Origin of the sequence: Chromatium okenii, from assembly GCF_016583745.1 — a bacterium.
Taxonomy (GTDB): domain Bacteria; phylum Pseudomonadota; class Gammaproteobacteria; order Chromatiales; family Chromatiaceae; genus Chromatium; species Chromatium okenii.
Genome location: NZ_NRRQ01000013.1, coordinates 1 through 23,258 on the forward strand (window position 1 = coordinate 1; position 23,258 = coordinate 23,258).

Sequence of the window (23,258 nt, forward strand, 5' to 3'; positions counted from 1 at the left end):
AGGCGGACATGCTCGACGATCCTGAGCTGCTCGAATTGGTTGAAATGGAAGTGCGCGAACTGCTCTCCAAATATGATTTCCCCGGCGATGACACGCCAATCGTGACGGGTTCGGCGAAGTTGGCGCTCGAAGGCGTTGATTCTGAAATTGGCACCCAGTCCATTGACAGATTGATGGAAGCACTTGATAGCTACATTCCGCAGCCGGAACGGGCAATTGATGGCGCATTCTTGATGCCGATTGAGGACGTGTTCTCTATTTCTGGACGCGGCACCGTCGTTACTGGTCGTATTGAGCGCGGCATCGTCAAAGTTGGTGAAGAAGTTGAAATTGTTGGTATTAAAAACACCATCAAGACAACCTGCACCGGCGTGGAGATGTTCCGCAAGTTGCTTGATCAAGGGCAAGCTGGTGATAACGTTGGCGTGTTGCTGCGTGGTACCAAGCGGGAAGATGTAGAGCGCGGTCAAGTACTTGCGAAGCCAAAGTCGATCAATCCGCACACGCATTTTGAAGCGGAAGTGTACGTTTTGGGCAAGGATGAAGGCGGGCGTCACACGCCTTTCTTTAACGGCTATCGTCCGCAGTTTTATTTCCGCACTACTGACGTGACTGGCGCTTGCGAATTACCTGAAGGCGTTGAGATGGTGATGCCCGGTGATAACTTGAAGATGACCATCAAGTTGATTGCGCCGATTGCGATGGAAGAGGGGCTGCGGTTTGCGGTGCGCGAAGGCGGACGTACAGTCGGTGCCGGCGTTGTAGCGAAGATCATCGAGTAACACATGAGCAGCCAAAGAATTCGTATTCGTTTGAAAGCGTTTGATCATCGTTTGATTGATCAGTCTGCGCGTGAAATCGTTGATACCGCCAAGCGTACTGGTGCGCAAGTGCGGGGACCAGTGCCGCTGCCGTCTAAAAAAGAGCGGTTTACGATCCTGATTTCGCCGCATGTGAATAAAGATGCCCGTGATCAATACGAGCTGCGAACCCATAAGCGGTTGATGGATATTGTTGATCCTACGGATAAAACGGTCGATGCGCTGATGAAACTCGATCTGGCCGCTGGCGTCGACGTCCAGATTAAGTTGAGTTGAGGATAAAACGATGACAATCGGAGTTATCGGGCGTAAAGCCGGCATGACCCGTCTTTTTCAAGAAGATGGTGAGAGTATTCCGGTCACTGTGATTGAAGTGACGCCAAACCGCATTAGCCAAGTGAAATCGACGGAAGTTGATGGTTATCGTGCTGTGCAGGTTGCATTTGGAACTCGTCGCGCCTCGCGTGTCACCAAGCCAATGGCGGGGCACTATGCGAAAGCTGGTGTGGAAGCGGGTGAAGTTCTGCGTGAGTTCCGTTTAGACGCCGATGAAGGCGTTGATTTGGAAGTCGGGCAAGAACTGTCGGTGTCCATTTTCGCAGCCGGGCAAAAAGTCGATGTGCGCGGTGTGACCAAGGGGCGCGGGTTTTCCGGTGCCATCCGCCGTCATCACTTTGCAGCGCAGGATATGACGCACGGCAACTCGCGTTCTCACCGTTCAGCCGGTTCTATCGGACAAAACCAGACTCCAGGACGGGTTTGGAAAGGTAAGAAGATGGCTGGTCAGCATGGTGCAGTGAATCGCTGCCAGCAGAGTCTTGAGGTGGTGCGCGTTGATTCTGACCGTAACCTGCTGCTGGTGCGCGGCGGAGTGCCGGGACCAACTGGTGGGCGATTGATCGTGCTGCCATCCGTGAAGCAGAAAAACAAGGGTTAAGCACACATGGAACTCGCCATTAGAAACCACGCTGGAGTAACCAGTTTGGAGGTTTCAGACGCCGTATTCGGTGTTGAGTATAAGCCTGGTCTCGTGCATCAAGTTGTTACCGCGTATATGGCGGCGGCACGGTCGGGCACTAAAGCACAGAAAACCCGCGCTGAGGTGTCTGGCGGTGGTGCCAAACCTTGGCGGCAAAAAGGAACAGGTCGGGCGCGGGCTGGTAGTTCACGGAGTCCCATCTGGCGTTCAGGTGGTGTGACTTTCGCGGCGAAACCACGCGACTATAGCCAGAAGGTGAACCGCAAGATGTATCGCGGTGCCGTGCGGTCGATTCTGTCTGAGTTGGTACGCAATGAGCGGCTTATTATCGTGCCTGAGTTGGCGTTGCCAGCGGCAAAGACAAAAGAGCTGGTTGCGCTGCTGAAAACATTTGAAGTGCGCGATGTGTTGATTTTGACTGATGGTTTGGATGAAACGCTGTATTTGGCAGCCCGCAACCTGTATGGGGTGGCAGTGTTGACAGCGCAAGAAGTAGACCCCGTCAGTATGGTTGCCTTCGAGACGGTGTTAGCCACCGAAGCGGCGGTGAAGAAGCTCGAGGAGCGGCTGGCATGAATAACGAACGTTTGATGAAGGTGTTGCTTGCACCGATTCTTTCTGAAAAATCAACGAGAATCACTGAGGCGTCGCGTCATGTTGCGTTTCGAGTGGCGACAGATGCCACAAAACGTGAAATTGCGGGAGCCGTTGAACTGTTGTTCTCAGTGAAGGTTGATGCGGTTCAGGTGTTGAATGTGAAGGGCAAGCAGAAGCGGGTTGGTCAACGTTTAGGACGACGCCAAGATTGGCGGAAGGCCTATGTTCACCTGCAACCCGGCCACGATATTGACTTCGGCGGTGGCGCGTAAGCGCGGCAGCGGAACGCAGCGGATAGATCAAGATGCCAATCGTAAAAACTAAACCGACGTCTGCCGGACGTCGTTTTGTCGTCAAGGTGACGACGCCAGAATTGCATAAAGGAGCGCCATTTAAGGCGCTGGTTGAGAAAAAAACGAAGCATGGTGGTCGCAATAATCTCGGTCGCATTACGGTGCGGCATCAAGGTGGCGGTCATAAACAGCGTTATCGTTTGGTGGATTTCAAACGCAACAAAGAAGGTGTTCCGGCGACGGTCGAGCGTCTTGAATATGATCCGAATCGCTCGGCGCATTTAGCATTGCTGAAATACGCGGACGGCGAACGGACTTACATCATTGCGCCGAAAGGATTGACGACGGGTGATTCTGTGCAATCCGGTGAGGCAGCACCAATTGCTGTCGGTAACTGTATGCCGCTGCGTAATATCCCAGTTGGTACGCAAGTTCACTGTATCGAAATGCGACCCGGTAAGGGCGCACAAATGGCGCGGGCTGCGGGCGCTTCGGCGCAGTTGATTGCACGCGATGCGTCATCAGCAACGCTGCGGTTACGTTCTGGCGAGATGCGCAAGGTGCATGTCGATTGCCGCGCTGTCATCGGTGAGGTAGGCAACATCGAGCATAGCTTGCAAAAGCTCGGTAAGGCGGGAGCAACACGCTGGCGGGGAGTGCGTCCGACAGTGCGCGGTGTGGTGATGAATCCAGTGGATCACCCACACGGCGGCGGTGAAGGTCGTACCTCTGGCGGACGTCACCCAGTCACTCCTTGGGGTGTGCCGACTAAGGGGCATAAGACGCGCAAGAACAAGCGTACCGACGGCATGATTGTGCGTCGTCGCGGTCGCAAATAAATAAGGCGAGGTTGAGCAAGTGCCACGTTCGATTAGAAAAGGCCCCTTTGTGGATCACCACCTGATTAAAAAGGTGGAAGAAGCGGTTGCCCAAAATAGTAAGCGCCCAATTAAAACTTGGTCGCGCCGTTCAATGGTATTGCCGGAGATGGTTGGGTTAACCATTGCGGTTCACAATGGGCGTCAGCACGTGCCGGTGCTCGTCAATGAAAACATGATTGGCCACAAACTCGGTGAGTTTTCGATGACCCGTACTTATCGTGGTCATGCGGCTGATCGCAAGGCGAAGAAGCGCTAGTCGGAGATCCGTCAATGCAAGCAGAAGCAACATTAAAATATGCGCGGATTTCAGCTCAGAAAGCACGGCTGGTCGCTGATCTGATTCGCGGTCGTCACGTCGAAGAAGCATTGAACACCTTGGCTTTCAGTACGCAGAAAGGCGCTGGAATTATTAAGGTTATTCTTGAGTCCGCGATTGCGAATGCCGAACACAACGAGGGCGCGGATATTGATGAACTGAAGGTCGCGGCCATTCAGGTCAATGAAGGCCCGACCATGAAGCGAATTCGTCCCCGTGCTAAAGGGCGGGCGAATCGAATCAAAAAACGCACCAGTCACATCAGTTTGATTGTGGCTGAAGCCTAGGGGATCTGCATGGGACAAAAAGTTCATCCGAATGGTATCCGGCTTGGCATTGTCAAGGATTGGACATCAAAGTGGTACGCAAGCACGAAAGATTATGCGAATTTGCTGAACACTGACCTTGAAGTGCGTGCTTTTTTACGCAAAGAGCTTGCCAAGGCTTCAGTGAGCCGAATTCAGATTGATCGACCGGCGAAGAATGCGCACATTACTGTTCACACTGCCCGCCCGGGTGTAGTGATTGGTAAAAAAGGCGAAGACATTGATAAACTTCGCGCTAAAGTTTCCGCAATGATGGGAATTCCGGTTCACATCAGTATCGAAGAGATTCGTAAGCCGGAACTGGATGCCCAGCTGGTTGCTGAAGGAATTGCCCAGCAGTTAGAACGCCGTATTATGTTTCGACGGGCGATGAAACGTTCGATTCAGAATACGATGCGCTTGGGTGCTGAGGGAATTCGTATCAACGTTGCGGGACGTCTGAATGGCGCTGAAATTGCGCGGAGTGAATGGGCACGTGAAGGGCGAGTGCCATTGCATACGCTGCGTGCGGATATTGACTATGGATTTGCCGAAGCGAAGACCACTTATGGCATTCTTGGCGTCAAAGTTTGGATTTTTAAGGGCGAGGTGTTCGGCGATCAGCTCCCCGAAGAATCGGCACCGAAAGTAGCCGGGAAGAAGGGTTAAGTTATGCTGCAACCGAAACGTACCAAGTTCCGTAAGCAACACAAGGGGCGCAATCGTGGGCTTGCCCAAAGTGGCAACCGGGTGAGCTTCGGCGAATTTGGCTTGAAAGCGACTGAGCGTGGGCGACTGACAGCGCGTCAGATTGAAGCGGCGCGGCGTGCGATTCAGCGAAGCGTCAAGCGCGGCGGCAAGTTGTGGATTCGTGTGTTCCCAGACAAGCCGGTCTCGAAAAAGCCTCTCGAAGTGCGTATGGGCAAGGGCAAAGGCAACGTTGAATACTGGGTCGCATTGGTTCAGCCCGGTTTTGTGTTGTATGAGATTGAGGGCGTCAGTGAAGAACTGGCTCGTGAGGCATTTGCGCTGGCGGCAGCAAAATTGCCGGTACAAACCACCTTTGAGAAGCGGACGATTCTGTGATGAAGGCGAGCGAGTTGAGAAAAAGCAGTCTTGATGAATTGCAGAAGCAACTGATGGATTTGCTGCGTGAGCAATTTAATCTGCGGATGCAGCGCGGCACTGGTCAGTTGTCGAAACCTTCACAGATGAAAGCTGGCAGACGGGATATTGCGCGCATCAAGACGGTCATGGCGGAATTGACGAAGGGCGCAACATCATGAATGACAAGGTTGAGAATACGACGAATCGAACCCTTGAAGGGCGTGTGACCAGCAGTGCGATGGATAAGACGGTGACGGTTCTGATTGAGCGCCGAGTGAAACATCCGCTTTACGGTAAGTTTATGCGGCGTTCAACTAAGATTCATGCACATGATGAAACCAACATCTGTAATGAAGGTGATCTAGTACGCGTTGAGCAGTGTCGTCCACTGTCGAAAACGAAGACTTGGCGGCTGTTAGAAGTGATTGAAAAAGCGCGCTAGAACAGTTGGTTTTCGGTGTGTTCAGTGCTCAAAATCATCCGCAGTGCGGGTAATGTTTGACTAATAGAACAGCCGAATTCAATTCAGGATCAGTCAATAGTTTTAGGTAATCATCATGATTCAGATGCAGACCAATCTGGGCGTCGCCGATAATAGTGGCGCAAAGAAGGTGCAATGCATCAAAGTGCTCGGCGGGTCGCATCGGCGCTACGCGGGCATCGGCGATGTCATTAAGGTCAGTGTTAAAGATGCGATTCCGCGTGGCAAGGTCAAGAAGGGTGACGTGTATAACGCAGTTGTCGTGAGGACGCGCAAAGGTGTGCGGCGCATGGATGGCTCGTTAATTCGTTTTGATGGTAATGCAGCAGTGCTGCTGAATAACCAACTTCAGCCGATTGGCACGCGTATCTTCGGACCTGTTACTCGTGAATTGCGCGGTGATCGTTTTATGAAGATCATTTCGCTGGCACCAGAAGTGTTGTAAGGAGAGTCATCACCATGCGTAAGATAAAAAAAGGTGATGACGTTATTGTTATTGCCGGTAAAGATAAGGGCAGACGCGGTACAGTGTTGCGTGTCGTCGATGATGCCCGTGTTCTGGTTGAGAACATCAATATCGCCCGTAAACACCTTAAAGCAAATCCACAAGTTGGTGAGCCCGGTGGCATTGTTGATAAGGCGATGCCAATTCAAGTTTCCAATGTTGCTCTTTACAATCCTCAAAAGGATGGTCCTGATCGGGTTGGATTCAAGATTCTGGAAGACGGTCGCAAGGTTCGGGTGTTTAAGTCGAACGGCGAAGTCGTTGACGTATGACCTGAGAGAGTTGCAATGACCAGATTACAGACCGAATACCAAGAACAAATCGTTAGCCAATTGAAAGATCGTTTTGGCTTTAAGAGTGTGATGCAGGTGCCGCGTATTGAGAAAATCACGCTTAATATGGGTGTTGGTGAGGCGATTGCAGATAAAAAAGTAATGGATCATGCCGTCGCTGATTTGCGCGCAATTGCTGGTCAACAGCCAATTGTGACCTATGCGCGGAAATCGGTTGCAGGATTTAAAATTCGTGAAGGCTGGCCAATTGGTTGCAAGGTGACGCTGCGCCGTGAGCGGATGTATGAATTTTTAGATCGTCTCGTCAACATTGCTATTCCGCGTATTCGTGACTTTCGCGGTTTGAGTGCTAAGGCTTTTGATGGACGCGGTAATTATTCAATGGGTGTGCGTGAGCAAATCATGTTCCCTGAGATTGATTATGACAAAATTGATGTCATTCGCGGACTTGATATTACGATCACCACATCGGCGCGAACGGACGAAGAAGGACGTGCGCTGCTTGAGGCGTTTAAGTTTCCTTTCCGTACCTAACTAGCGTACCGAGATAGCATTATGGCGAAGAAAAGCATGATTGCGCGTGATCGTCAGCGCACCGAGATTGCAGCGCAGTTCAGTGCCAAGCGGACGGCTCTGAAAGCGATTATTAATGATCGAAGCGCGAGTGCTGAACAGATTGATGCTGCGGTGCAAAAGCTGCAAAAACTTCCACGCGATGCCAGCCCAACGCGGCAGCAACGTCGTTGTCGGGTGAGCGGTCGTCCTCACGCGGTCTATCGCAAGTTTGGTTTGGCGCGGATGAAGCTGCGTGAAGCAGTGATGCGCGGGGATGTTCCCGGCGTGGTAAAGGCAAGCTGGTAAGCTCGCCTCTTATTTGCATCTGCTCATTATGTGGCAGATGTGACCTCAGTTAATCTGACGGGTATCGCGCCAGTGCGGCGGTTTGACCCAAGGAGATCCCCATGAGTATGTCTGATCCGATTGCGGATATGCTGACGCGTATTCGTAACGGCCAACAGCGGGGCAAGATCACGATCGTGATGCCATCGTCTAAACAAAAAGTTGCCATTGCGAACTTGTTGAAAGAAGAAGGCTATATCACTGATGTGTCGGTTGAGCCGAATGATGGCAAGCCTGAGTTGGTGCTGAAGCTCAAATATTTTCGTGGTAAACCCGTGATCGAGGTGATTAAACGTGTCTCGCGTCCCGGTCTGCGTATCTATCGCAACAAGAACCAGCTTCCCAAAGTGTGGGCTGGACTTGGCATTGCCATTGTCTCCACCTCGCAAGGCTTGATGACTGATCGCGCCGCCCGCCAAGCGGGACACGGCGGCGAAATCATCGCCTACGTTGCTTAAAGGGGTATTTGGAGATGTCACGAGTTGCAAAGGCACCCATTACGGTGCCAAAAGGTATCACCGTTGCCATCAGCGGGCAGGATGTCACCATCACGGGCGCAAAAGGCACCCTCGGTTGGTCAGTGCATCCGACGGTGACGGTACATCAGGAAGCAGACGAGATTCGCGTTGCACCTGCTGAAGACAACGCTTGGGCAATGGCGGGAACAACGCGTGCGTTGCTGAACAATATGGTCGTCGGCTGTAGTGAGGGATTTACCCGCAAACTGACTTTGATCGGCGTGGGTTATCGGGCACAAGCAAAGGGCGATGTACTCAATTTGACCCTTGGTTTTTCGCATCCAATTGACTATCCAGTGCCAGCCGGCATCACGATTGAGACTCCCAGTCAGACCGAAATCCTTGTGATGGGTGCTGATAAACAACGGGTTGGACAGGTTGCTTCGGAAATTCGAGGATTCCGTCCGCCAGAGCCTTATAAAGGCAAGGGTGTTCGTTATGCAGATGAAAATGTTCTGCGTAAAGAAGCCAAGAAAAAATAAGGGGTTTCAATCACATGGATAAGAAACAAGCGCGGTTGCGTCGGGCGACACGGGCGCGGGCTAAAATTCGTGAACTCGGCATACATCGTTTGTGTGTACACCGGACACCGCAACATACCTATGCGCAGATCATTGAGCCAACTACTGCGGGTGATCGCATTGTAGCCAGTGCTTCTACGCTCGATAAGGATTTGCGGGCGACGATCGAGGGTCACAAGGGCAATATCACTGCCGCTACCGTCATCGGTAAAGCAATTGCTGAACGTGCTCTGTCAGCTGGCATCGAGCGCGTGGCATTTGACCGTTCCGGCTTCCGTTATCACGGGCGTCTCAAGGCGCTTGCTGATGCAGCGCGTGAGCATGGACTGAAATTCTGAGGATTCGATCATGGCGAATTTCAATGCGAAACCGGAAGGCGATGATCTTCTGGAAAAGTTGGTGGCGGTGAATCGTGTCGCTAAGGTCGTGAAAGGTGGACGGCAATTTGGTTTTGCAGCCTTGACAGTCGTTGGCGATGGTAAAGGGCGCGTTGGTTTTGGACGCGGCAAGGCACGAGAAGTGCCGATTGCGATCCAGAAAGCGATGGAAAGTGCCCGCAAGAACATGATCGAAGTCAAGCTCAATGGCACCACGTTGCAGTATCCGTTGCAGGGTGAACACGGCGCAGCAAAGGTGTTTATGCAGCCTGCTTCCGAAGGTACCGGCATTATTGCGGGCGGAGCGATGCGCGCTGTTTTTGAAGTGTTGGGCGTTCAAAACGTACTCGCTAAGTGCATTGGCACGAATAATCCGATCAATGTCGTGCGGGCGACGGTTCAGGGGTTGCGCGCCATGAATGATGCGCAGACGATCGCTGCCAAGCGCGGCAAAACCGTCGAGCAGATTTTGGGGTGAGCAATGTCCGATAAAAAGATGATGAAGGTTAAACTCGTGCGTAGCTTCCATGGTCGCTTAGATAAGCATAAAGCCTGTGTGCGTGGGCTGGGCTTGCGGCGGATGCACCAAGTGGTTGAAGTTGAAGATACGCCGTGTACGCGTGGCATGGTGAATACCGTGTACTACATGGTCAAGATCGTTGAGGAATCTCACAATGCGGCTTAATGATCTCAAGCCCGATGAAGGAAGCCGACCTTCTGCGAAACGGGTTGGTCGTGGCATTGGCAGCGGTCTTGGCAAAACTTGCGGACGCGGTCATAAAGGCCAAAAGTCGCGCAAAGGTGGCTTTCATAAGGTTGGCTTTGAAGGCGGTCAGATGCCATTGCAACGACGCTTGCCCAAGGTCGGATTTCGCTCACATAAAGCACTGGTTGCGGCTGAAGTGCGGTTGAATGAGCTGAATCGCGTGGATGGCGACGTGGTTGATCTGGCGGCGTTGATGCTGGCGGGAGTCGTCAATCGTTCGATCCGCACTGCCAAAATCATTGCTTCTGGTGAAGTGACACGAGCGTTAACGATTCGTGGTCTCGGCGTAACCAAGGGAGCGCGTGCTGCCATTGAAGCAGCCGGCGGCTCGGTCGAAGACTAATCAACGGACGCGAAACGGATGGCTAAACACGCGGCAACTGTCGGCAAAGCACTGGGCGGCATGGGGCAATTGACGGAATTAAAACAACGTCTTTTGTTCTTAGTTGGTGCCTTATTGGTCTACCGCATTGGTACTTTTATACCAGTTCCTGGAGTGAATCCCGAAGCGTTAGCCATCCTATTCAATCAAAATCAAGGCTCTATCTTGGACATGTTTAACATGTTTTCTGGTGGTGCTTTGGAACGCGCAAGTTTATTTGCGCTAGGCGTAATGCCTTACATTTCGGCGTCAATCATTATTCAATTGATGACTTCTGTTGTTCCGCAATTAGAACAATTGAAAAAAGAAGGCGAATCTGGACGACGGAAGATTACGCAATACACGCGCTACGGCACGGTGTTCTTGGCAACTTTTCAAGCCATTGGCATTTCAATGGCATTGCAAGGACAAACCGCCGGCGGTTCGGCACTTGTCACTCATGCAGGTGCTGGCTTTGTATTCACTGCCGCTGTTTCTTTAGTCACGGGAACGATGTTTTTAATGTGGCTAGGTGAGCAAATTACTGAGCGCGGTATTGGTAATGGTATTTCCATGATTATCTTTGCCGGCATTGTGGCTGGCTTGCCGTCGGCACTTGGCGGAATGCTCGAATTAGCGCGTAATGGCGAAATGAATGCACTGGCAGTGTTGGCGTTACTCGTAATGGCATTGGCTGTCACTGCATTTGTGATCTTCGTTGAACGTGGGCAGCGCCGGATTACTGTGAACTACGCGCGGCGGCAGCAAGGTCGAAAAGTAATGCAGGCGCAAAGCACGCATTTACCGCTGAAATTAAATATGGCGGGCGTCATTCCACCGATTTTTGCGTCGAGTATTCTGTTGTTTCCCGGAACACTTGGGCAATTTTTTGGTGCAAATGAAGATTTGCGTTGGATTGCAACGCTAACATCAAAGCTGGCTCCGGGCGAACCGCTGTATGTGTTGTTTTATACGGTCGCAATTGTGTTCTTTTGCTTTTTCTATACCGCCTTGGTATTCAACGCAAAAGAAACTGCTGACAATCTAAAACGTTCTGGTGCGTTTATTCCAGGCATTCGTCCGGGCGAGCAAACAGCACGTTATATTGATGAAGTGATGACACGCCTAACAGTTGCTGGTGCCATTTACATCACTGCGGTTTGTTTGTTGCCGGAGTTTTTGATTGTTGGCTACAACGTTCCATTTTACTTTGGTGGAACGTCATTACTCATTGTTGTCGTCGTTGTTATGGATTTCATGGCTCAGGTTCAGGCACATTTGGTCTCACATCAGTACGAAGGTTTGATGAAAAAAGCCAACTTGAAGTCACCTAGCGCCGGTCTACTGCGATGATTGCATCTCGAATTTTAGGAGTTGGCATATGAAAGTACGTGCATCAGTTAAAAGACTATGTAGAAACTGTAAGATCATTCGGCGGCATGGCACTGTGCGCGTGATTTGCACAGATCCTCGTCACAAGCAACGTCAAGGTTAGAGTCTGTTTGATTGACCTTACAAAAACGTTTGTTATACTGCGCGGTTTACCCGCTGAGCTATTAGGACTAAGGGGTTCGTCAATATGGCCCGTATCGCCGGCGTCAACATCCCAGATAAAAAACATGCTGTGATTGCATTAACTGCAATCTATGGCATTGGCCGCGTGACTGCGGGCAAAATTTGCGACGCGGCTGGCATCCCGCGTGAAACAAAGATGCAAAAGTTGACTGAAGAAGAAGTCGATCGGCTGCGCAATGAGGTTGCAAAGTTCACTGTTGAAGGTGATCTGCGCCGTGAAGTATCGATGAACATCAAGCGCTTGATGGATCTCGGTTGTTATCGTGGGATTCGTCACCGGCGTGGGTTGCCGTTGCGTGGTCAACGAACCCGTACCAATGCTCGGACCCGTAAGGGACCGCGCCGTCCGATCAAACGCTAACCGATTTTGGTTGTTGCAGACAGGCTGGATAATGACGAATGGCTAAACCAATTCGCAACACGAAAAAGAAAGTTAAAAAGCAGGTCGCCGACGGGGTTGCTCACGTTCACGCCTCTTTTAATAACACGATCATTACAATTACTGATCGGCAAGGTAATACCCTCTCTTGGGCAACATCTGGTGGCTCTGGCTTTCGTGGTTCGCGTAAGAGCACGCCTTTTGCGGCGCAGGTTGCAGCGGATAAGGCTGGTCAAGCAGTGAAAGAATACGGATTGCGCAACCTCGATGTGAATGTCAAGGGACCGGGACCAGGACGTGAATCTGCGGTGCGCGCACTGAATAATGCTGGATTTAAAATCACCAGCATCACCGATGTGACGCCAATCCCTCACAATGGCTGTCGTCCGCCCAAAAAGCGGCGCGTCTGAGTTCTGACCGTTCGTTCAACAGGAAAAGACATGGCACGTTACACAGGCCCAACCTGCAAATTGGCACGACGCGAAGGCACAGATCTCTCACTGAAGAGCCGTGCTCGTGCTTTGGATACCAAATGCAATTTGGAAAAACAACCGGGGCAGACGACTGATCGGCGGCGACGTCTTTCTGACTACGGAGTGCAGTTGCGCGAAAAGCAAAAGGTGCGGCGCATTTATAGTGTGTTGGAAAAACAATTCAGCAATTACTATAAAAAAGCTGCGCAGAGCAAGGGTGCAACTGGCGAAAACTTGTTGCAATTGCTTGAGCGTCGTTTAGACAACGTCGTGTTTCGGATGGGATTTGGTGCCACGCGTGCGGAAGCGCGTCAGTTGGTAAGCCACAAGAGCATTTTGGTGAATGGACGTATTGTCAATATCGCATCCTATCAAGTGAGCATAGAAGATCATATTGAAGTGCGTGAGATTGCTAAAAAGCAATTGCGCGTTCAAAACGCGCTGGCACTCGCTGAACAATATGGATTCCCTGATTGGGTAGAAGTAGATACTAAGGGGCTGAAAGGCGTTTTTAAGCGTGTTCCAGACCGTTCAGATTTGCCAGCTGACATCAATGAATCACTGATTGTCGAGCTGTACTCCAAATAAGGAGTTTTAGGAGTTTCCTGAGAGGCACTGAATGAATGACGCTATTGGCGAATTTCTAAAACCGCGCATCATCAGGGTTGAGCACGTTTCCGGCAACCCGCATCATGCCAAAATTTCTTTGGAACCACTCGAACGCGGTTTCGGGCATACGCTTGGCAACGCATTGCGCCGGGTTTTGCTGTCTTCAATGGATGGTTGTGCCGTAACGGAAGTCGAAATACAGGGTGTGCTCCACGAATACACAACTGTTCCTGGAGTACAGGAAGATGTGCTTGAAATTCTATTGAATCTTAAGCAATTGGCGATTTCGTTGAAAGGTAAGGATGAAGCAACCTTTACGCTGAATAAGCGTGGTCCTGGGGTTGTTACAGCGGCAGATATTGTTCTCGATCATACGGCTGAGATTGCAAACCCGAGTTTGGTTATTGCGCATCTTTCAGAAGGCGACCTGAGTATGGCGCTGACTGTGCGGCGGGGTATTGGTTATGAACCAACCACCCAACGTGAGCTTGATGCTTCCGAAGACCGTCCGATTGGTAAGTTGCCGATTGATGCTTCATTTAGCCCAATTCGGCGCGTTGCTATTGAAGTGCAATCTGCGCGTGTAGAACAGCGTACTGATTTGGATCGGCTGGTGATTGATTTAGAAACCAATGGCACCATCGATCCGCGTGAAGCCATTCAACGATCTGCAATTATTTTGCGGGATCAGTTATCAAGTTTCGTTGCGCTTGAGGGCATGGGACCTTCTGAGATTGAAATTCCCGAAATTCGAGATGAATCGCCTTATGATCCTGTGCTATTGCGCCCAGTAGATGATTTAGAGTTGACAGTGCGTTCGGCAAATTGTCTCAAAGCAGAGAATATCTATTTGATCGGCGATTTGATTCAACGTACTGAAGTTGAGCTTCTCAAAACTCCAAACTTAGGTAAGAAGTCTTTGACCGAAATTAAGGATGTTTTGGCGACGCGTGGTCTGTCATTGGGAATGCGTCTTGAGAATTGGCCACCCGAAAACATTGCTGAACTGAGTATCCGATAGTCACTGGCACTGGTCGCATCGTGATGCGCTGTGCCATTAAATAAAACTGACGATTAAAAACATTTGGAATTAAGACCATGCGTCACCGTAAAGCCGGAAGGCAACTTAATCGCACCAGCTCCCACCGTGAAGCAATGTTTCGTAATATGTCAGCGTCGTTGTTTCGCCATGAACTGATTAAAACGACGCTCCCGAAAGCGAAAGAGTTGCGACGGATTGCGGAGCCGTTAATCACCTTGGCGAAGGTCGATTCTGTACACACGCGACGGTTGGCTTTTGCGCGGCTGCGCGATAAGGAGATTATCGGTAAGCTGTTTGTTGAATTAGGACCGCGTTATCAGAATCGCCCCGGTGGTTATTTGCGCATCCTTAAATGCGGTTATCGCGCCAGTGATGCTGCGCCAATGGCGTATGTTGAATTGGTAGATCGACCTGCAAATGCTGTTGCTGTTGAAGACGATGATTAAATAGCGTTGTATACGGTTTTGCGCTGGCGCAGTCTACTAATGGCTGCGCTTTTTTGTTAAACGGGGATATTAAATCAATGACACAAAGTCACATGATGCGCTGACTTTCAAGCGTCGTTGATACCAATACGCGCCGTTTGACAATGTGCCCTGAATTGATTACTTAAATGTTGCCCAATTCTTGTATCAAGCGCAGTGTTCACGTTATATTCTCAGCCTCGCCGTTACGACTAAGGCGGTTTCCCGCGTGGAGGAACCGCCTTTTTGTTTTTTTGACTGATCGCTAAATCGGGCACTATCGCCATGATTGAATCCTTGATGGCTACCTACAACCGCTTGCCAGTGACGTTTACGCATGGCGAGGGAGTTTGGCTTTGGGATACCACCGGTAAGCGTTATTTAGATGCGCTGGCGGGAATTGCTGTATGTGGACTTGGTCACGCGCATCCGGCGGTGCAGGAGGCGATTTGTACGCAAGCGGCGCAATTGATCCACACGTCAAATTTGTATGGCATCGCTGAACAGGAACGACTTGGCGCGTTGCTGACTGAACGTGCGGGCATGGAACGGGTGTTTTTTGCCAATTCCGGCGCTGAAGCGAATGAGGCGGCGCTCAAACTGGCGCGGTTGTACGCGCATCGGCGGGGCGTGGAAAATCCAGCCATTTTGGTAATGGAAGGTAGTTTTCACGGGCGTACCTTGGCGACGCTGTCGGCAACTGGCAATCGCAAGGTGCAAGCTGGTTTTGAACCGCTGGTGCAAGGTTTTGTGCGCGTTCCTTACGATGACATCGAGGCGATTGAAATTGCGGCAACCAATCGCCCAAACATCGTCGCTATTTTGGTCGAACCCATTCAAGGCGAAGGTGGCATTCGTATTCCGGCACCGGAGTATCTGCCACGCTTGCGCACTCTCTGCGATCAAGAAGGTTGGCTGCTGATTTGCGATGAAATCCAAACGGGCATGGGGCGCAGCGGTCAGTGGTTTGCGCATGAACACGCTCACATCAAGCCAGATGTGATGACGTTGGCGAAGGCGCTGGGCAACGGCGTTCCGATTGGCGCTTGCCTCGCTCGCGGTGCAGCAGCGGAAGTGTTCACGCCCGGTTCACATGGCTCGACCTTCGGTGGCAATCCGCTTGCTTGTCGCGTTGGACGCGCTGTAATGGAGACCACAGCAGCGGCGGGATTGGTGGCAAATGCTGCCCAGCAGGGTGAATTTTTATTAAATGCGTTTCGCAGCGCACTGGCGCAACGGCAAGGTGTCGTTGCTATTCGTGGACGGGGGCTGATGCTCGGCATCGAACTGAATCGCCCCTGCGGTGAACTGGTCGGCTTGGCGCTTGAGGCTGGCCTTCTCATTAACGTGACTGCCGAGCGGGTGATTCGGTTGTTGCCGCCGTTGATTTTGGCGCAACCCGAAGCAGAACAACTCGTGCAAAAACTCTCTCACCTGATCGATGGTTTTTTGGGCACAACTCGCGCCTAACCTCGTCGGAGCGACCTGATCTCATGGCTGCTAATCCCACCGCTTGTCGGCATTTTTTAACCCTCTTTGACCTCACCTCCGCCGAAGCGCGTCAGCTCATTGCCCGCGCCAGCGAATTGAAACAACTGTTACGACGTGGACAAGACTACCGTCCGTTTCCGCAGCGCACCTTGGCGATGATTTTCGAGAAGGCTTCCACCAGAACTCGGGTCTCTTTTGAAACGGGGATGGTGCAACTCGGCGGTCATGCGCTGTTTTTATCGCCACGCGATACCCAATTGGGGCGCGGGGAGCCGATTGAAGATAGCGCCCGGGTGCTGTCGCGGATGGTGGATGCGGTGATGATTCGCACCTTTGAGCAGGAGACCGTTGAACGTTTTGCGGCACATTCCAGCGTTCCGGTGATTAACGGTTTGACAGATCGCTGTCATCCCTGCCAATTGCTGGCGGATATGCAAACGTATCACGAGCATCGCGGCGACATTCGCGGCAAGCGCGTGGCGTGGATTGGCGACGGCAATAACATGTGTTATTCGTTCATGGAAGCAGCGCAACTCTTTGATTTTGAGCTGCAAATTGCCTGCCCGGTTGGATTTGAACCGGATGCAGCTTTGCTGGCAGCAACGAGCGACCGTTGCCGCGTGGTTCACGATCCGGCGGTAGCGGCGGCGGGTGCGCATTTGGTCGCAACCGATGTGTGGGCAAGCATGGGACAGGAAGAAGAACAGGCGCATCGAGAAACGCTCTTTGCGCCGTTTCAAGTCACGGCGGAGGTGATGGCGCAAGCGGCTCCAGAGGCGCTGTTTATGCACTGTTTACCGGCACATCGCGGCGAGGAAGTGGCGGCGGCGGTGATTGATGGTCCGCAGTCGGTGGTGTGGGATGAGGCGGAAAATCGGCTTCATGCGCAAAAAGCGTTATTAGAATTTTTGCTCAGGTCAGCGTCGTGATATTCGGAGGATTCCTCGTGAGACGCTTCCCGTTGTTTATATTGCTTTTTATTGGTGTCGGAGCGGGCGCACAAGCCGATACCCAATATGTGACCGATCAATTGCAGGTACCACTGCGAGCGGGTGAAAGTGCCCGTTATAAAATCGTGCGGATGTTGGGAAGTGGCACGCCGTTGGAAGTGCTCGGTATCAATCAAGAAACCGAATATGCCCGGGTGCGCACTGAAAATGGTGCGCAAGGTTATGTGTTGGCAAATCAACTGCAAACTGAACCGGCAGCGCGGACGCAATTGGCGGACATGCAAGCGCGGTTGACTGAGTTGCAACAGGCTCCAGAAGCGTTGGCAGCAAAACTGTCTGCGTTGCAGACCGAACACACCACTTTGACGGAAACGGCGCAGGAGCTGAAAGAGAAAAAACAGTCTTTAGAGCAAGAGTTGGCAACCATTCGCCATTCGTCGTCAAACGTGTTGGATATTACCAACGAGCGGGATCGGCTGCGGATTCAAGTGACTGAATTGACGCGGGAACGTGAGGAATTGGTGCAGAAACAAAGCGACGCCACGCATCAGATTCAACAACGCTGGTTTTTAATCGGCTCGGGTGTGTTGACCGGCGGAGTGTTGATTGGGCTACTGTTTCCGCATTTTTCGCTGCGCCGCCGTAAAAGCAGTTGGGGCAGTTTTTAGCGCCCGGTCAGCACCTTAACGCGAATCGGCATCCTTTTGAGTGCCGCACATTTTCCCTAACACGTTATTTCGGTACAGGTTAATATCCGCAGGCTTGACAACGCAGACCATCTGACCGGTGTCGCAGGGACAGATGATCAGATTTTCATTGCCATTTCAAAAACCCATTTAGGAGGGTTTATTGTGTCTAAAGCCGTAAAACAAAGCTCGTTAATGACTGCGCTGTTGCCGTCATTCATTCTCTACACCAGCACCATTATTCTCGTGGCACTGACTCGCGGCGACCTCGGCGCGACCGTCAAGTATTGGGAATTCATGGTGCCGCTCACCGCCGTGATCTCGCTGATTTCCGGTTGGGGCGTCGCGTATTCCCGCAATGCTTCACGCTTCACCTATCTCATCAAGCAAATTTTGCACTGGGGCGTGTTGATGGGATTGCTGTGGTTGCTGCAAACCCAAGGGATTGCCACTGCTCTCAGCGGTAAATACACCTTGGTGCTGCTGTATCTGTTGAGCATGACGGTGATTTTTGCCGCGTTTTATTTGGATACGAAACAACTGTTTTTCGGTGCGTTTCTCGCATTCTGCGCCTACTTGATGGCAGCGCCCGCAAACGTCGCCATCCTCAAGCCGATTGGCGAGATGTTGCGCATTGCTGATGCCCAAAGTCAGCCGCTGACCATGATTGCGGTGGTTGGTTTAATCGCCTTTGCGCTCAACGCTGTATTCGTCATGGGTACGCGCAGTGCGGTCATCGCTAAACGCGCTCGGTTAGCTGCCGCTTAATCACGCAGTACCGTCATCCCCAGCCGCCCGCCGACGTCGCACCAGCGATCAACCTTCGGCGCGGCGGCATCGCAAGTCAGCCCCTTGCAGCACTCATGTCCACTCCGTTTGCACATCCCATCACGGTACGTTTGCACGATACTGACGCTGCCGGACGCTTATTTTTTGCCCATCTGTTTCGCCATGCCCATGACGCCTTTGAAGCGTTTATGGACGCGCTGGAGCTGCCGGTAGACACCATGATCCGCTCCGGTCAACTGCTGCTGCCGATCACGCACGCGCAAGCCGATTACCATCTCCCCCTGCGCCACGGCGACCGCGTACTGGTGCAGGTGAGCGTTGCCGACCTCCGCCGCCGTTCCTTTGCCATTCAGTACGCTTTCCGCACCAATCAGGACGCACTCGCCGCGACCGCGCTGACGGTTCATTGTCAAATCAATGTTGACGGAACCGCCGTTGCTGCCCTCGCCCCAGAATTAAAAACTGCTTTACAATCATTTACTTAGGTACTGCGCTGCCTGCCAACGTCCAGCTTTGACGCGCTCACTTTTTCGCATTGACCGGAGGCATATTGTGATGACCACGCTGGCATCGACGCTGATTGGACGCATCACCGAGCTGCACGGCAATCGCCTCATCGCCAGCCTGTTGCCAAGCAAAGAAGGCTTTGCGTCGGTTCTCAAACTTGAACACGAAACGCTGCCGATTGGGCAATTGGGCAGCGTGGTGGAAGTGCGGGATCGTACCGGGCAGGTGCTCGCTGAGGTTGTGCGCTGCACCGAAGAGGCGCTTGACCGCCCGCTGGCGCTTGAATCTGAAGCGACACCAGCGCGGCGACCTGCGGGGCGGGTGCGATGGTTGGAACTGATCGCGGTCGGCGAAATAAGCACCGATGAGCGGCTTCACGCGGGAGTCAGTCGCTTTCCGCTGCTGGGCGCGACCGTTCACCTGATTCCGAGTGCGCGGTTGGCAACATTGCTGCACAGCGACCTCGCCTCACTGCCGCTGGGTCAGCTCGCCACCCGTCCGACGTTGACTGCCAGCCTCAATCCATCGGCGTTATTTGGGCGACATCTGGCGATTTTGGGGCAAAGCGGCGCGGGGAAATCGTGGACAGTGACCAGTCTATTGCAGCGCGTGGTAATGACGATGCCCCACGCGCATTTAATTCTCTTGGATTTACATGGCGAATACGGCTGGCGCACCACTCCCGCTGCACCATATCAAGGCGTATTTGCTCCTGACGCAGCGCATTATGTGGATGCGCAAGCATTAGAAATTCCATATTGGTTATTAACGTATGCGGAATTGGTTGATTTATTAATTGATCGCAGCGACAGCAACGCCACCGTGCAGATTGCGTTTTTACGCGATGCGGTTTACAACCTGCGCTGCCAAGCCAATGCGCATTTAGGTTTAGAGCGGTTATCGGTAGATTCGCCGGTCTATTTTTCACTGGAAGAACTGTATCAACAATTCAAAAAAGCCAATGAAGAAAAGAAAGACTTTGGCAAAGTAAAAGGATCGTTATACGGCGCATTTGATGATTTTTTAGTGCGCTTCCAATCCATGTATAACGATGCGCGTTACGACTTCTTTTTACAGCCTAAACGACATAATCATTCAGAAAATTTAGAACCCTTATTGCGGCAATTTGTGGGTTTAGGTACCCCAAAACGGCAGGTAACAGTCATTGACCTGAGCGCCGTTCCGCTGGATTTACGTCCAATTGTTTCTGCGCAAATTGGGCGACTGGCGTTTGAATTCAGTTATTGGAATCCGCGCCGTCACGAATTCCCATTGGTATTAGTGTGTGAAGAAGCGCATCAATACATTCCGCGTGATAATGACGCCCGTTATATTGGCACGCGGCGGGCAATGGAACGCATTGCTAAAGAAGGACGCAAATATGGCATCACGCTGTGCATTGTAAGTCAGCGCCCAACTGAATTATCGGAAACCGTATTATCGCAATGCAGCAACTATTTATGTTTGCGCATTTCTAATGCGGATGACCAAGAATATGTGCGGCGTTTATTACCAGAAGGCGCAAAAAATCTTGCTGAAAAGCTGGCGTCATTACGGCGCGGCGAAGTATTAGCGGTGGGAGATGCGTCAGTATTACCAGCGCGGATTTTAGTGTTTCCGCCTCATCCTGCGCCAATGAGCCAAGATGCGCCATTAGCACAAAGTTGGTGTACCGAAGCGGCTGATTTAGATGTGGCGGATATTATTAACCGCTGGTGGCGGCAATTGCGCTAACGGCAATAGAAATTGTAGTTTTGATTAAATCACTGCGGTGAGTTGTTGATAACGCTGAATTAACCTGCGCTGTGCAGACGATTCATTGCTGCTTGAAAATTAGCGTTGATTAAATCTCCAAGAACGCATTCAGCATCATTTAATGCAGTAGTAATACCATCAGCATCAGCAGATGACGGACGACCGAGCACATAACCAGTGACAAGCGTGCGGTCGCCGGGGTGAGCAATGCCAATGCGCAAGCGCCAAAAATCGCGGGTGCCGAGCACAGAAATGGTATCGCGCAAACCGTTATGCCCAGCGTGACCACCGCCTTGTTTGAGGCGCAGCGTTCCCACCGGCAAATCCAATTCATCGTGGGCAATTAAAAGCTGTTCGGGAGCGAGATCAAAATAGCGCAGCACGGCGGCAATTGATTGACCGCTGCGATTCATATAAGTGGTGGGTTTGAGTAAGCGAAGATCAGCGCCAACGCAAGTGAGGCGACATAAATCGCCATAAAATTTTGGTTCGGCGCGAAATGGTGTGGAGGCGGTGCGAGCAATTATATCGACAAACCAAAAACCGACATTGTGGCGCGTCATTTCATATTGCGCACCGGGGTTGCCAAGACCGACAATTAAACGGATTCCGGTGCTATTCATTACAATAAATCCACTAAAAAACCGCTATTCACAAATGGTGCTGGCGCACTCAAATGATATGCTGCGCCAGCTCAAAAACGCAGTTTAAGCAGCGTCACCTTCGGCATCATCGCTGCCGCCACGCGCACCGTGAATAACCACCACCGGCTCATCAGAATCAGGCTGATGCGCCAAGGTCACGCCGGCAGGCATGGTCAATTCCGACAAGTGAATGAGATCGCCAATTTCCATATCAATCAAATCGACGGCAATGAACTCGGGTAAATCTGCTGGCAAACACATAATTTCCACTTCGGTAATTTTGTGTGATGCCTGCCCGCCGATTTTAACGCCCTTGCACTTTTCTTCATTCAAAAAGTGAATTGGAACGACCATCCGCAGCTTCTCATCTTGCGAGACGCGCATGAAATCAACGTGCAAAATGAACGGTTTAGCAGGATGGCGCTGCATATCTTTCAATACCACTTTGGTGACGGTCTCACCGAGCGTTAAATCAAGAACGTGCGAATAAAACGCCTCATGCTCCAAATGCTTGAGCAATTCATTGTGGGAGACGGCAATCATCTCCGGGTCTAAATGTGCGCCATACACGATGGCAGGCACCAACCCCGTGCGCCGCAGGCGGCGGCTCGCACCCTTTCCTGCATCTACACGCGGTTGGGCAATAACATTAAAACTGACGCTCATGGGCGTTCTCCACTGTAATTGAAAAGAAGACGCCGGGAATCCCGCGACCAGGACCCCGGCGTTCATAGTGCAACCATTGTTTGCTTGCACCATGTTGGGTGAATAACGGCTAGTTAATGAATAATGAACTCACCGATTCTTCATTGGATACGCGGCGCATCGTCTCCGCTAATAATTCACCAATACTTAATTGCCGAATTTTGCTACAGGCTTGCGCCTCAGCATTTAATGGAATGGTATTGGTGACTACCAATTCATCGAGTTGCGATGTTGCAATGTTGGTGACGGCGGGACCGGATAACACCGGATGCGTGCAATACGCAGTCACCATCCGCGCTCCGTGTTCTTTTAATGCTTCCGCCGCACGACATAACGTCCCTGCGGTGTCCACTAAATCATCAATCAATACACAAGAACGTCCGCGCACATCGCCAATGATATTCATCACTTTCGCTTCATTAGCGCGGGGGCGACGCTTGTCAATAATTGCTAAATCCGCATCATCAAGTTGTTTTGCCAATGCGCGGGCGCGTACCACGCCGCCAACGTCGGGCGAAACGACCATCAAATTCTCGTATTTCTGCCGCCACGCATCGCCGAGCAAAATGGGCGAGGCGTAAACATTATCGACCGGAATATCAAAGAATCCTTGAATCTGGTCAGCGTGCAAATCAACCGTCAAAACCCGATCTGCGCCGGATTCTCCGATCATTTTCGCTACCAATCGCGCCGTGATCGGCACTCGCGCCGAGCGGGTGCGACGGTCTTGGCGGGCATAACCGAAATAAGGAATCACCGCAGTGATGCGTTTCGCGGATGCCCAGCGCAGCGCGTCGATCATTACCAACAATTCCATCAAGTTATCGTTGGTTGGCGCACAAGTTGACTGCACCACAAACACGTCGCGCCCGCGCACATTTTCTTGAATTTCGCTCATCACCTCGCCGTCGCTGAACTGACCAACGATAGCTTTACCTAAAGGGAGACTGAGACGACCGGCAATTTCAGTGGCGAGTTCTGGATTAGCGTTTCCAGAGAAGACCATCAAGTGGTTGGCAGGCACGGGCAATTTCCTGTCTGCGCGATGTTGAGGAAGTAAAAGTTGGCAGGGGTGCCAGGATTCGAACCTGGGGAATGCCGGGATCAAAACCCGGTGCCTTACCGCTTGGCTACACCCCTTCATTATTCATCTTAATCTTGTGCTGGA

General features: G+C 51.7%; 38 protein-coding genes and 1 tRNA gene. 35 read left to right on the forward strand and 4 right to left on the reverse strand.

The window, feature by feature from the left end; genetic code table 11:
• The 35 genes from CKO12_RS06630 to CKO12_RS06800 all read left to right on the forward strand — a co-directional run.
• A partial coding sequence (locus CKO12_RS06630) for an elongation factor Tu (protein WP_200153962.1) occupies positions 1-782 on the forward strand: 782 nt, incomplete at its 5' end.
• Between the two features lie 3 nt (positions 783-785).
• On the forward strand, positions 786-1,097 hold the full coding sequence (gene rpsJ, locus CKO12_RS06635; protein WP_014780395.1) for a 30S ribosomal protein S10: 312 nt from the start codon (positions 786-788) through the stop codon (positions 1,095-1,097).
• A 10-nt stretch (positions 1,098-1,107) separates the two neighbouring features.
• Positions 1,108-1,758 (forward strand): 50S ribosomal protein L3, encoded by a 651-nt coding sequence (rplC, locus tag CKO12_RS06640; protein WP_200153963.1) that lies wholly within the window; start codon positions 1,108-1,110, stop codon positions 1,756-1,758.
• Positions 1,759-1,764: 6 nt separating this feature from the next.
• On the forward strand, positions 1,765-2,376 hold the full coding sequence (gene rplD / locus CKO12_RS06645) for a 50S ribosomal protein L4 (protein ID WP_200153964.1): 612 nt from the start codon (positions 1,765-1,767) through the stop codon (positions 2,374-2,376).
• On the forward strand, positions 2,373-2,669 hold the full coding sequence (rplW, locus tag CKO12_RS06650; RefSeq protein WP_200153965.1) for a 50S ribosomal protein L23: 297 nt from the start codon (positions 2,373-2,375) through the stop codon (positions 2,667-2,669). The genes rplD and rplW overlap by 4 nt, the downstream gene beginning before the upstream one ends.
• Before the next feature lie 32 nt (positions 2,670-2,701).
• Positions 2,702-3,529: a 50S ribosomal protein L2 gene (gene rplB / locus CKO12_RS06655; protein ID WP_200153966.1), complete on the forward strand. Its 828-nt coding sequence runs from the start codon at positions 2,702-2,704 to the stop codon at positions 3,527-3,529.
• Between the two features lie 19 nt (positions 3,530-3,548).
• Entirely contained in the window at positions 3,549-3,827 is a 279-nt protein-coding gene (gene rpsS, locus CKO12_RS06660) for a 30S ribosomal protein S19 (RefSeq protein ID WP_014780400.1), read from the forward strand.
• 14 nt (positions 3,828-3,841) lie between these two features.
• Entirely contained in the window at positions 3,842-4,174 is a 333-nt protein-coding gene (gene rplV / locus CKO12_RS06665; RefSeq protein ID WP_200153967.1) for a 50S ribosomal protein L22, read from the forward strand.
• A 9-nt stretch (positions 4,175-4,183) separates the two neighbouring features.
• Positions 4,184-4,861 carry a 30S ribosomal protein S3 gene (gene rpsC / locus CKO12_RS06670; RefSeq protein ID WP_200153968.1) on the forward strand — a complete coding sequence of 226 codons (678 nt, stop codon included), beginning with the start codon at positions 4,184-4,186 and terminating at the stop codon, positions 4,859-4,861.
• 3 nt (positions 4,862-4,864) lie between these two features.
• Positions 4,865-5,278 carry a 50S ribosomal protein L16 gene (gene rplP, locus CKO12_RS06675; RefSeq protein ID WP_200153969.1) on the forward strand — a complete coding sequence of 138 codons (414 nt, stop codon included), beginning with the start codon at positions 4,865-4,867 and terminating at the stop codon, positions 5,276-5,278.
• Entirely contained in the window at positions 5,278-5,478 is a 201-nt protein-coding gene (gene rpmC / locus CKO12_RS06680) for a 50S ribosomal protein L29 (RefSeq protein ID WP_200153970.1), read from the forward strand. The genes rplP and rpmC overlap by 1 nt, the downstream gene beginning before the upstream one ends.
• The gene (rpsQ, locus tag CKO12_RS06685; RefSeq protein WP_200153971.1) at positions 5,475-5,741 is read left to right on the forward strand and encodes a 30S ribosomal protein S17; all 267 of its coding nucleotides are present in this window, start codon (positions 5,475-5,477) and stop codon (positions 5,739-5,741) included. Before rpmC ends, rpsQ begins: the two co-directional genes overlap by 4 nt.
• Positions 5,742-5,856: 115 nt before the next feature.
• Positions 5,857-6,225, forward strand: coding sequence for a 50S ribosomal protein L14 (gene rplN / locus CKO12_RS06690; protein WP_200153972.1), 369 nt, complete (start codon positions 5,857-5,859; stop codon positions 6,223-6,225).
• Positions 6,226-6,239: 14 nt separating this feature from the next.
• The gene (rplX, locus tag CKO12_RS06695) at positions 6,240-6,557 is read left to right on the forward strand and encodes a 50S ribosomal protein L24 (RefSeq protein WP_200153973.1); all 318 of its coding nucleotides are present in this window, start codon (positions 6,240-6,242) and stop codon (positions 6,555-6,557) included.
• A 15-nt stretch (positions 6,558-6,572) separates the two neighbouring features.
• Positions 6,573-7,112 carry a 50S ribosomal protein L5 gene (gene rplE, locus CKO12_RS06700; RefSeq protein ID WP_200153974.1) on the forward strand — a complete coding sequence of 180 codons (540 nt, stop codon included), beginning with the start codon at positions 6,573-6,575 and terminating at the stop codon, positions 7,110-7,112.
• Between the two features lie 21 nt (positions 7,113-7,133).
• The gene (gene rpsN, locus CKO12_RS06705; protein WP_200153975.1) at positions 7,134-7,439 is read left to right on the forward strand and encodes a 30S ribosomal protein S14; all 306 of its coding nucleotides are present in this window, start codon (positions 7,134-7,136) and stop codon (positions 7,437-7,439) included.
• A gap of 101 nt (positions 7,440-7,540) precedes the next feature.
• A complete protein-coding gene (gene rpsH / locus CKO12_RS06710) occupies positions 7,541-7,936 on the forward strand; it encodes a 30S ribosomal protein S8 (protein ID WP_200153976.1) in 396 nt (131 codons plus the stop codon).
• Positions 7,937-7,950: 14 nt separating this feature from the next.
• Positions 7,951-8,478: a 50S ribosomal protein L6 gene (gene rplF / locus CKO12_RS06715; protein WP_200153977.1), complete on the forward strand. Its 528-nt coding sequence runs from the start codon at positions 7,951-7,953 to the stop codon at positions 8,476-8,478.
• Positions 8,479-8,492: 14 nt separating this feature from the next.
• Positions 8,493-8,855, forward strand: a complete 363-nt coding sequence (gene rplR / locus CKO12_RS06720) for a 50S ribosomal protein L18 (RefSeq protein ID WP_200153978.1) — start codon at positions 8,493-8,495, stop codon at positions 8,853-8,855.
• Between the two features lie 10 nt (positions 8,856-8,865).
• Positions 8,866-9,372, forward strand: coding sequence for a 30S ribosomal protein S5 (rpsE, locus tag CKO12_RS06725; RefSeq protein ID WP_200153979.1), 507 nt, complete (start codon positions 8,866-8,868; stop codon positions 9,370-9,372).
• A gap of 3 nt (positions 9,373-9,375) precedes the next feature.
• On the forward strand, positions 9,376-9,579 hold the full coding sequence (gene rpmD, locus CKO12_RS06730; protein ID WP_200153980.1) for a 50S ribosomal protein L30: 204 nt from the start codon (positions 9,376-9,378) through the stop codon (positions 9,577-9,579).
• Positions 9,569-10,003, forward strand: coding sequence for a 50S ribosomal protein L15 (gene rplO, locus CKO12_RS06735; protein ID WP_200153981.1), 435 nt, complete (start codon positions 9,569-9,571; stop codon positions 10,001-10,003). Before rpmD ends, rplO begins: the two co-directional genes overlap by 11 nt.
• A gap of 18 nt (positions 10,004-10,021) precedes the next feature.
• Entirely contained in the window at positions 10,022-11,374 is a 1,353-nt protein-coding gene (gene secY / locus CKO12_RS06740; RefSeq protein WP_200153982.1) for a preprotein translocase subunit SecY, read from the forward strand.
• A gap of 28 nt (positions 11,375-11,402) precedes the next feature.
• Positions 11,403-11,516, forward strand: coding sequence for a 50S ribosomal protein L36 (gene rpmJ, locus CKO12_RS06745; RefSeq protein ID WP_200153983.1), 114 nt, complete (start codon positions 11,403-11,405; stop codon positions 11,514-11,516).
• An 84-nt stretch (positions 11,517-11,600) separates the two neighbouring features.
• The gene (gene rpsM, locus CKO12_RS06750) at positions 11,601-11,957 is read left to right on the forward strand and encodes a 30S ribosomal protein S13 (protein ID WP_200153984.1); all 357 of its coding nucleotides are present in this window, start codon (positions 11,601-11,603) and stop codon (positions 11,955-11,957) included.
• A 38-nt stretch (positions 11,958-11,995) separates the two neighbouring features.
• Positions 11,996-12,385, forward strand: coding sequence for a 30S ribosomal protein S11 (rpsK, locus tag CKO12_RS06755; RefSeq protein ID WP_200153985.1), 390 nt, complete (start codon positions 11,996-11,998; stop codon positions 12,383-12,385).
• Between the two features lie 30 nt (positions 12,386-12,415).
• Positions 12,416-13,036 (forward strand): 30S ribosomal protein S4, encoded by a 621-nt coding sequence (gene rpsD, locus CKO12_RS06760; protein WP_200153986.1) that lies wholly within the window; start codon positions 12,416-12,418, stop codon positions 13,034-13,036.
• A gap of 31 nt (positions 13,037-13,067) precedes the next feature.
• Positions 13,068-14,078 (forward strand): DNA-directed RNA polymerase subunit alpha, encoded by a 1,011-nt coding sequence (locus tag CKO12_RS06765; RefSeq protein ID WP_200153987.1) that lies wholly within the window; start codon positions 13,068-13,070, stop codon positions 14,076-14,078.
• 77 nt (positions 14,079-14,155) lie between these two features.
• Positions 14,156-14,545: a 50S ribosomal protein L17 gene (gene rplQ / locus CKO12_RS06770; protein ID WP_200153988.1), complete on the forward strand. Its 390-nt coding sequence runs from the start codon at positions 14,156-14,158 to the stop codon at positions 14,543-14,545.
• A 303-nt stretch (positions 14,546-14,848) separates the two neighbouring features.
• Positions 14,849-16,033: an aspartate aminotransferase family protein gene (locus CKO12_RS06775; RefSeq protein ID WP_200153989.1), complete on the forward strand. Its 1,185-nt coding sequence runs from the start codon at positions 14,849-14,851 to the stop codon at positions 16,031-16,033.
• 23 nt (positions 16,034-16,056) lie between these two features.
• Positions 16,057-16,983, forward strand: coding sequence for an ornithine carbamoyltransferase (gene argF / locus CKO12_RS06780; protein WP_200153990.1), 927 nt, complete (start codon positions 16,057-16,059; stop codon positions 16,981-16,983).
• A gap of 17 nt (positions 16,984-17,000) precedes the next feature.
• Complete coding sequence (locus tag CKO12_RS06785) at positions 17,001-17,672, forward strand: TIGR04211 family SH3 domain-containing protein (RefSeq protein ID WP_200153991.1); 672 nt, start codon at positions 17,001-17,003, stop codon at positions 17,670-17,672.
• Positions 17,673-17,855: 183 nt separating this feature from the next.
• On the forward strand, positions 17,856-18,458 hold the full coding sequence (locus tag CKO12_RS06790; RefSeq protein ID WP_200153992.1) for a hypothetical protein: 603 nt from the start codon (positions 17,856-17,858) through the stop codon (positions 18,456-18,458).
• Positions 18,459-18,553: 95 nt separating this feature from the next.
• On the forward strand, positions 18,554-18,964 hold the full coding sequence (locus CKO12_RS06795; RefSeq protein WP_200153993.1) for an acyl-CoA thioesterase: 411 nt from the start codon (positions 18,554-18,556) through the stop codon (positions 18,962-18,964).
• A 70-nt stretch (positions 18,965-19,034) separates the two neighbouring features.
• On the forward strand, positions 19,035-20,720 hold the full coding sequence (locus tag CKO12_RS06800) for an ATP-binding protein (protein ID WP_200153994.1): 1,686 nt from the start codon (positions 19,035-19,037) through the stop codon (positions 20,718-20,720).
• A 59-nt stretch (positions 20,721-20,779) separates the two neighbouring features.
• Here the strand turns inward: CKO12_RS06800 and pth are convergent, their stop codons facing one another.
• From pth to CKO12_RS06820, 4 genes are all read right to left on the reverse strand, one after another.
• Positions 20,780-21,364 (reverse strand): aminoacyl-tRNA hydrolase, encoded by a 585-nt coding sequence (gene pth, locus CKO12_RS06805; RefSeq protein ID WP_200153995.1) that lies wholly within the window; start codon positions 21,362-21,364, stop codon positions 20,780-20,782.
• A gap of 84 nt (positions 21,365-21,448) precedes the next feature.
• A complete protein-coding gene (locus tag CKO12_RS06810; RefSeq protein ID WP_200153996.1) occupies positions 21,449-22,051 on the reverse strand; it encodes a 50S ribosomal protein L25/general stress protein Ctc in 603 nt (200 codons plus the stop codon).
• A 109-nt stretch (positions 22,052-22,160) separates the two neighbouring features.
• Positions 22,161-23,114 carry a ribose-phosphate diphosphokinase gene (locus CKO12_RS06815; RefSeq protein ID WP_338032709.1) on the reverse strand — a complete coding sequence of 318 codons (954 nt, stop codon included), beginning with the start codon at positions 23,112-23,114 and terminating at the stop codon, positions 22,161-22,163.
• Positions 23,115-23,154: 40 nt separating this feature from the next.
• Positions 23,155-23,230: transfer RNA gene (locus CKO12_RS06820), tRNA-Gln, on the reverse strand.
• Between the last annotated feature and the right edge of the window lie 28 nt (positions 23,231-23,258).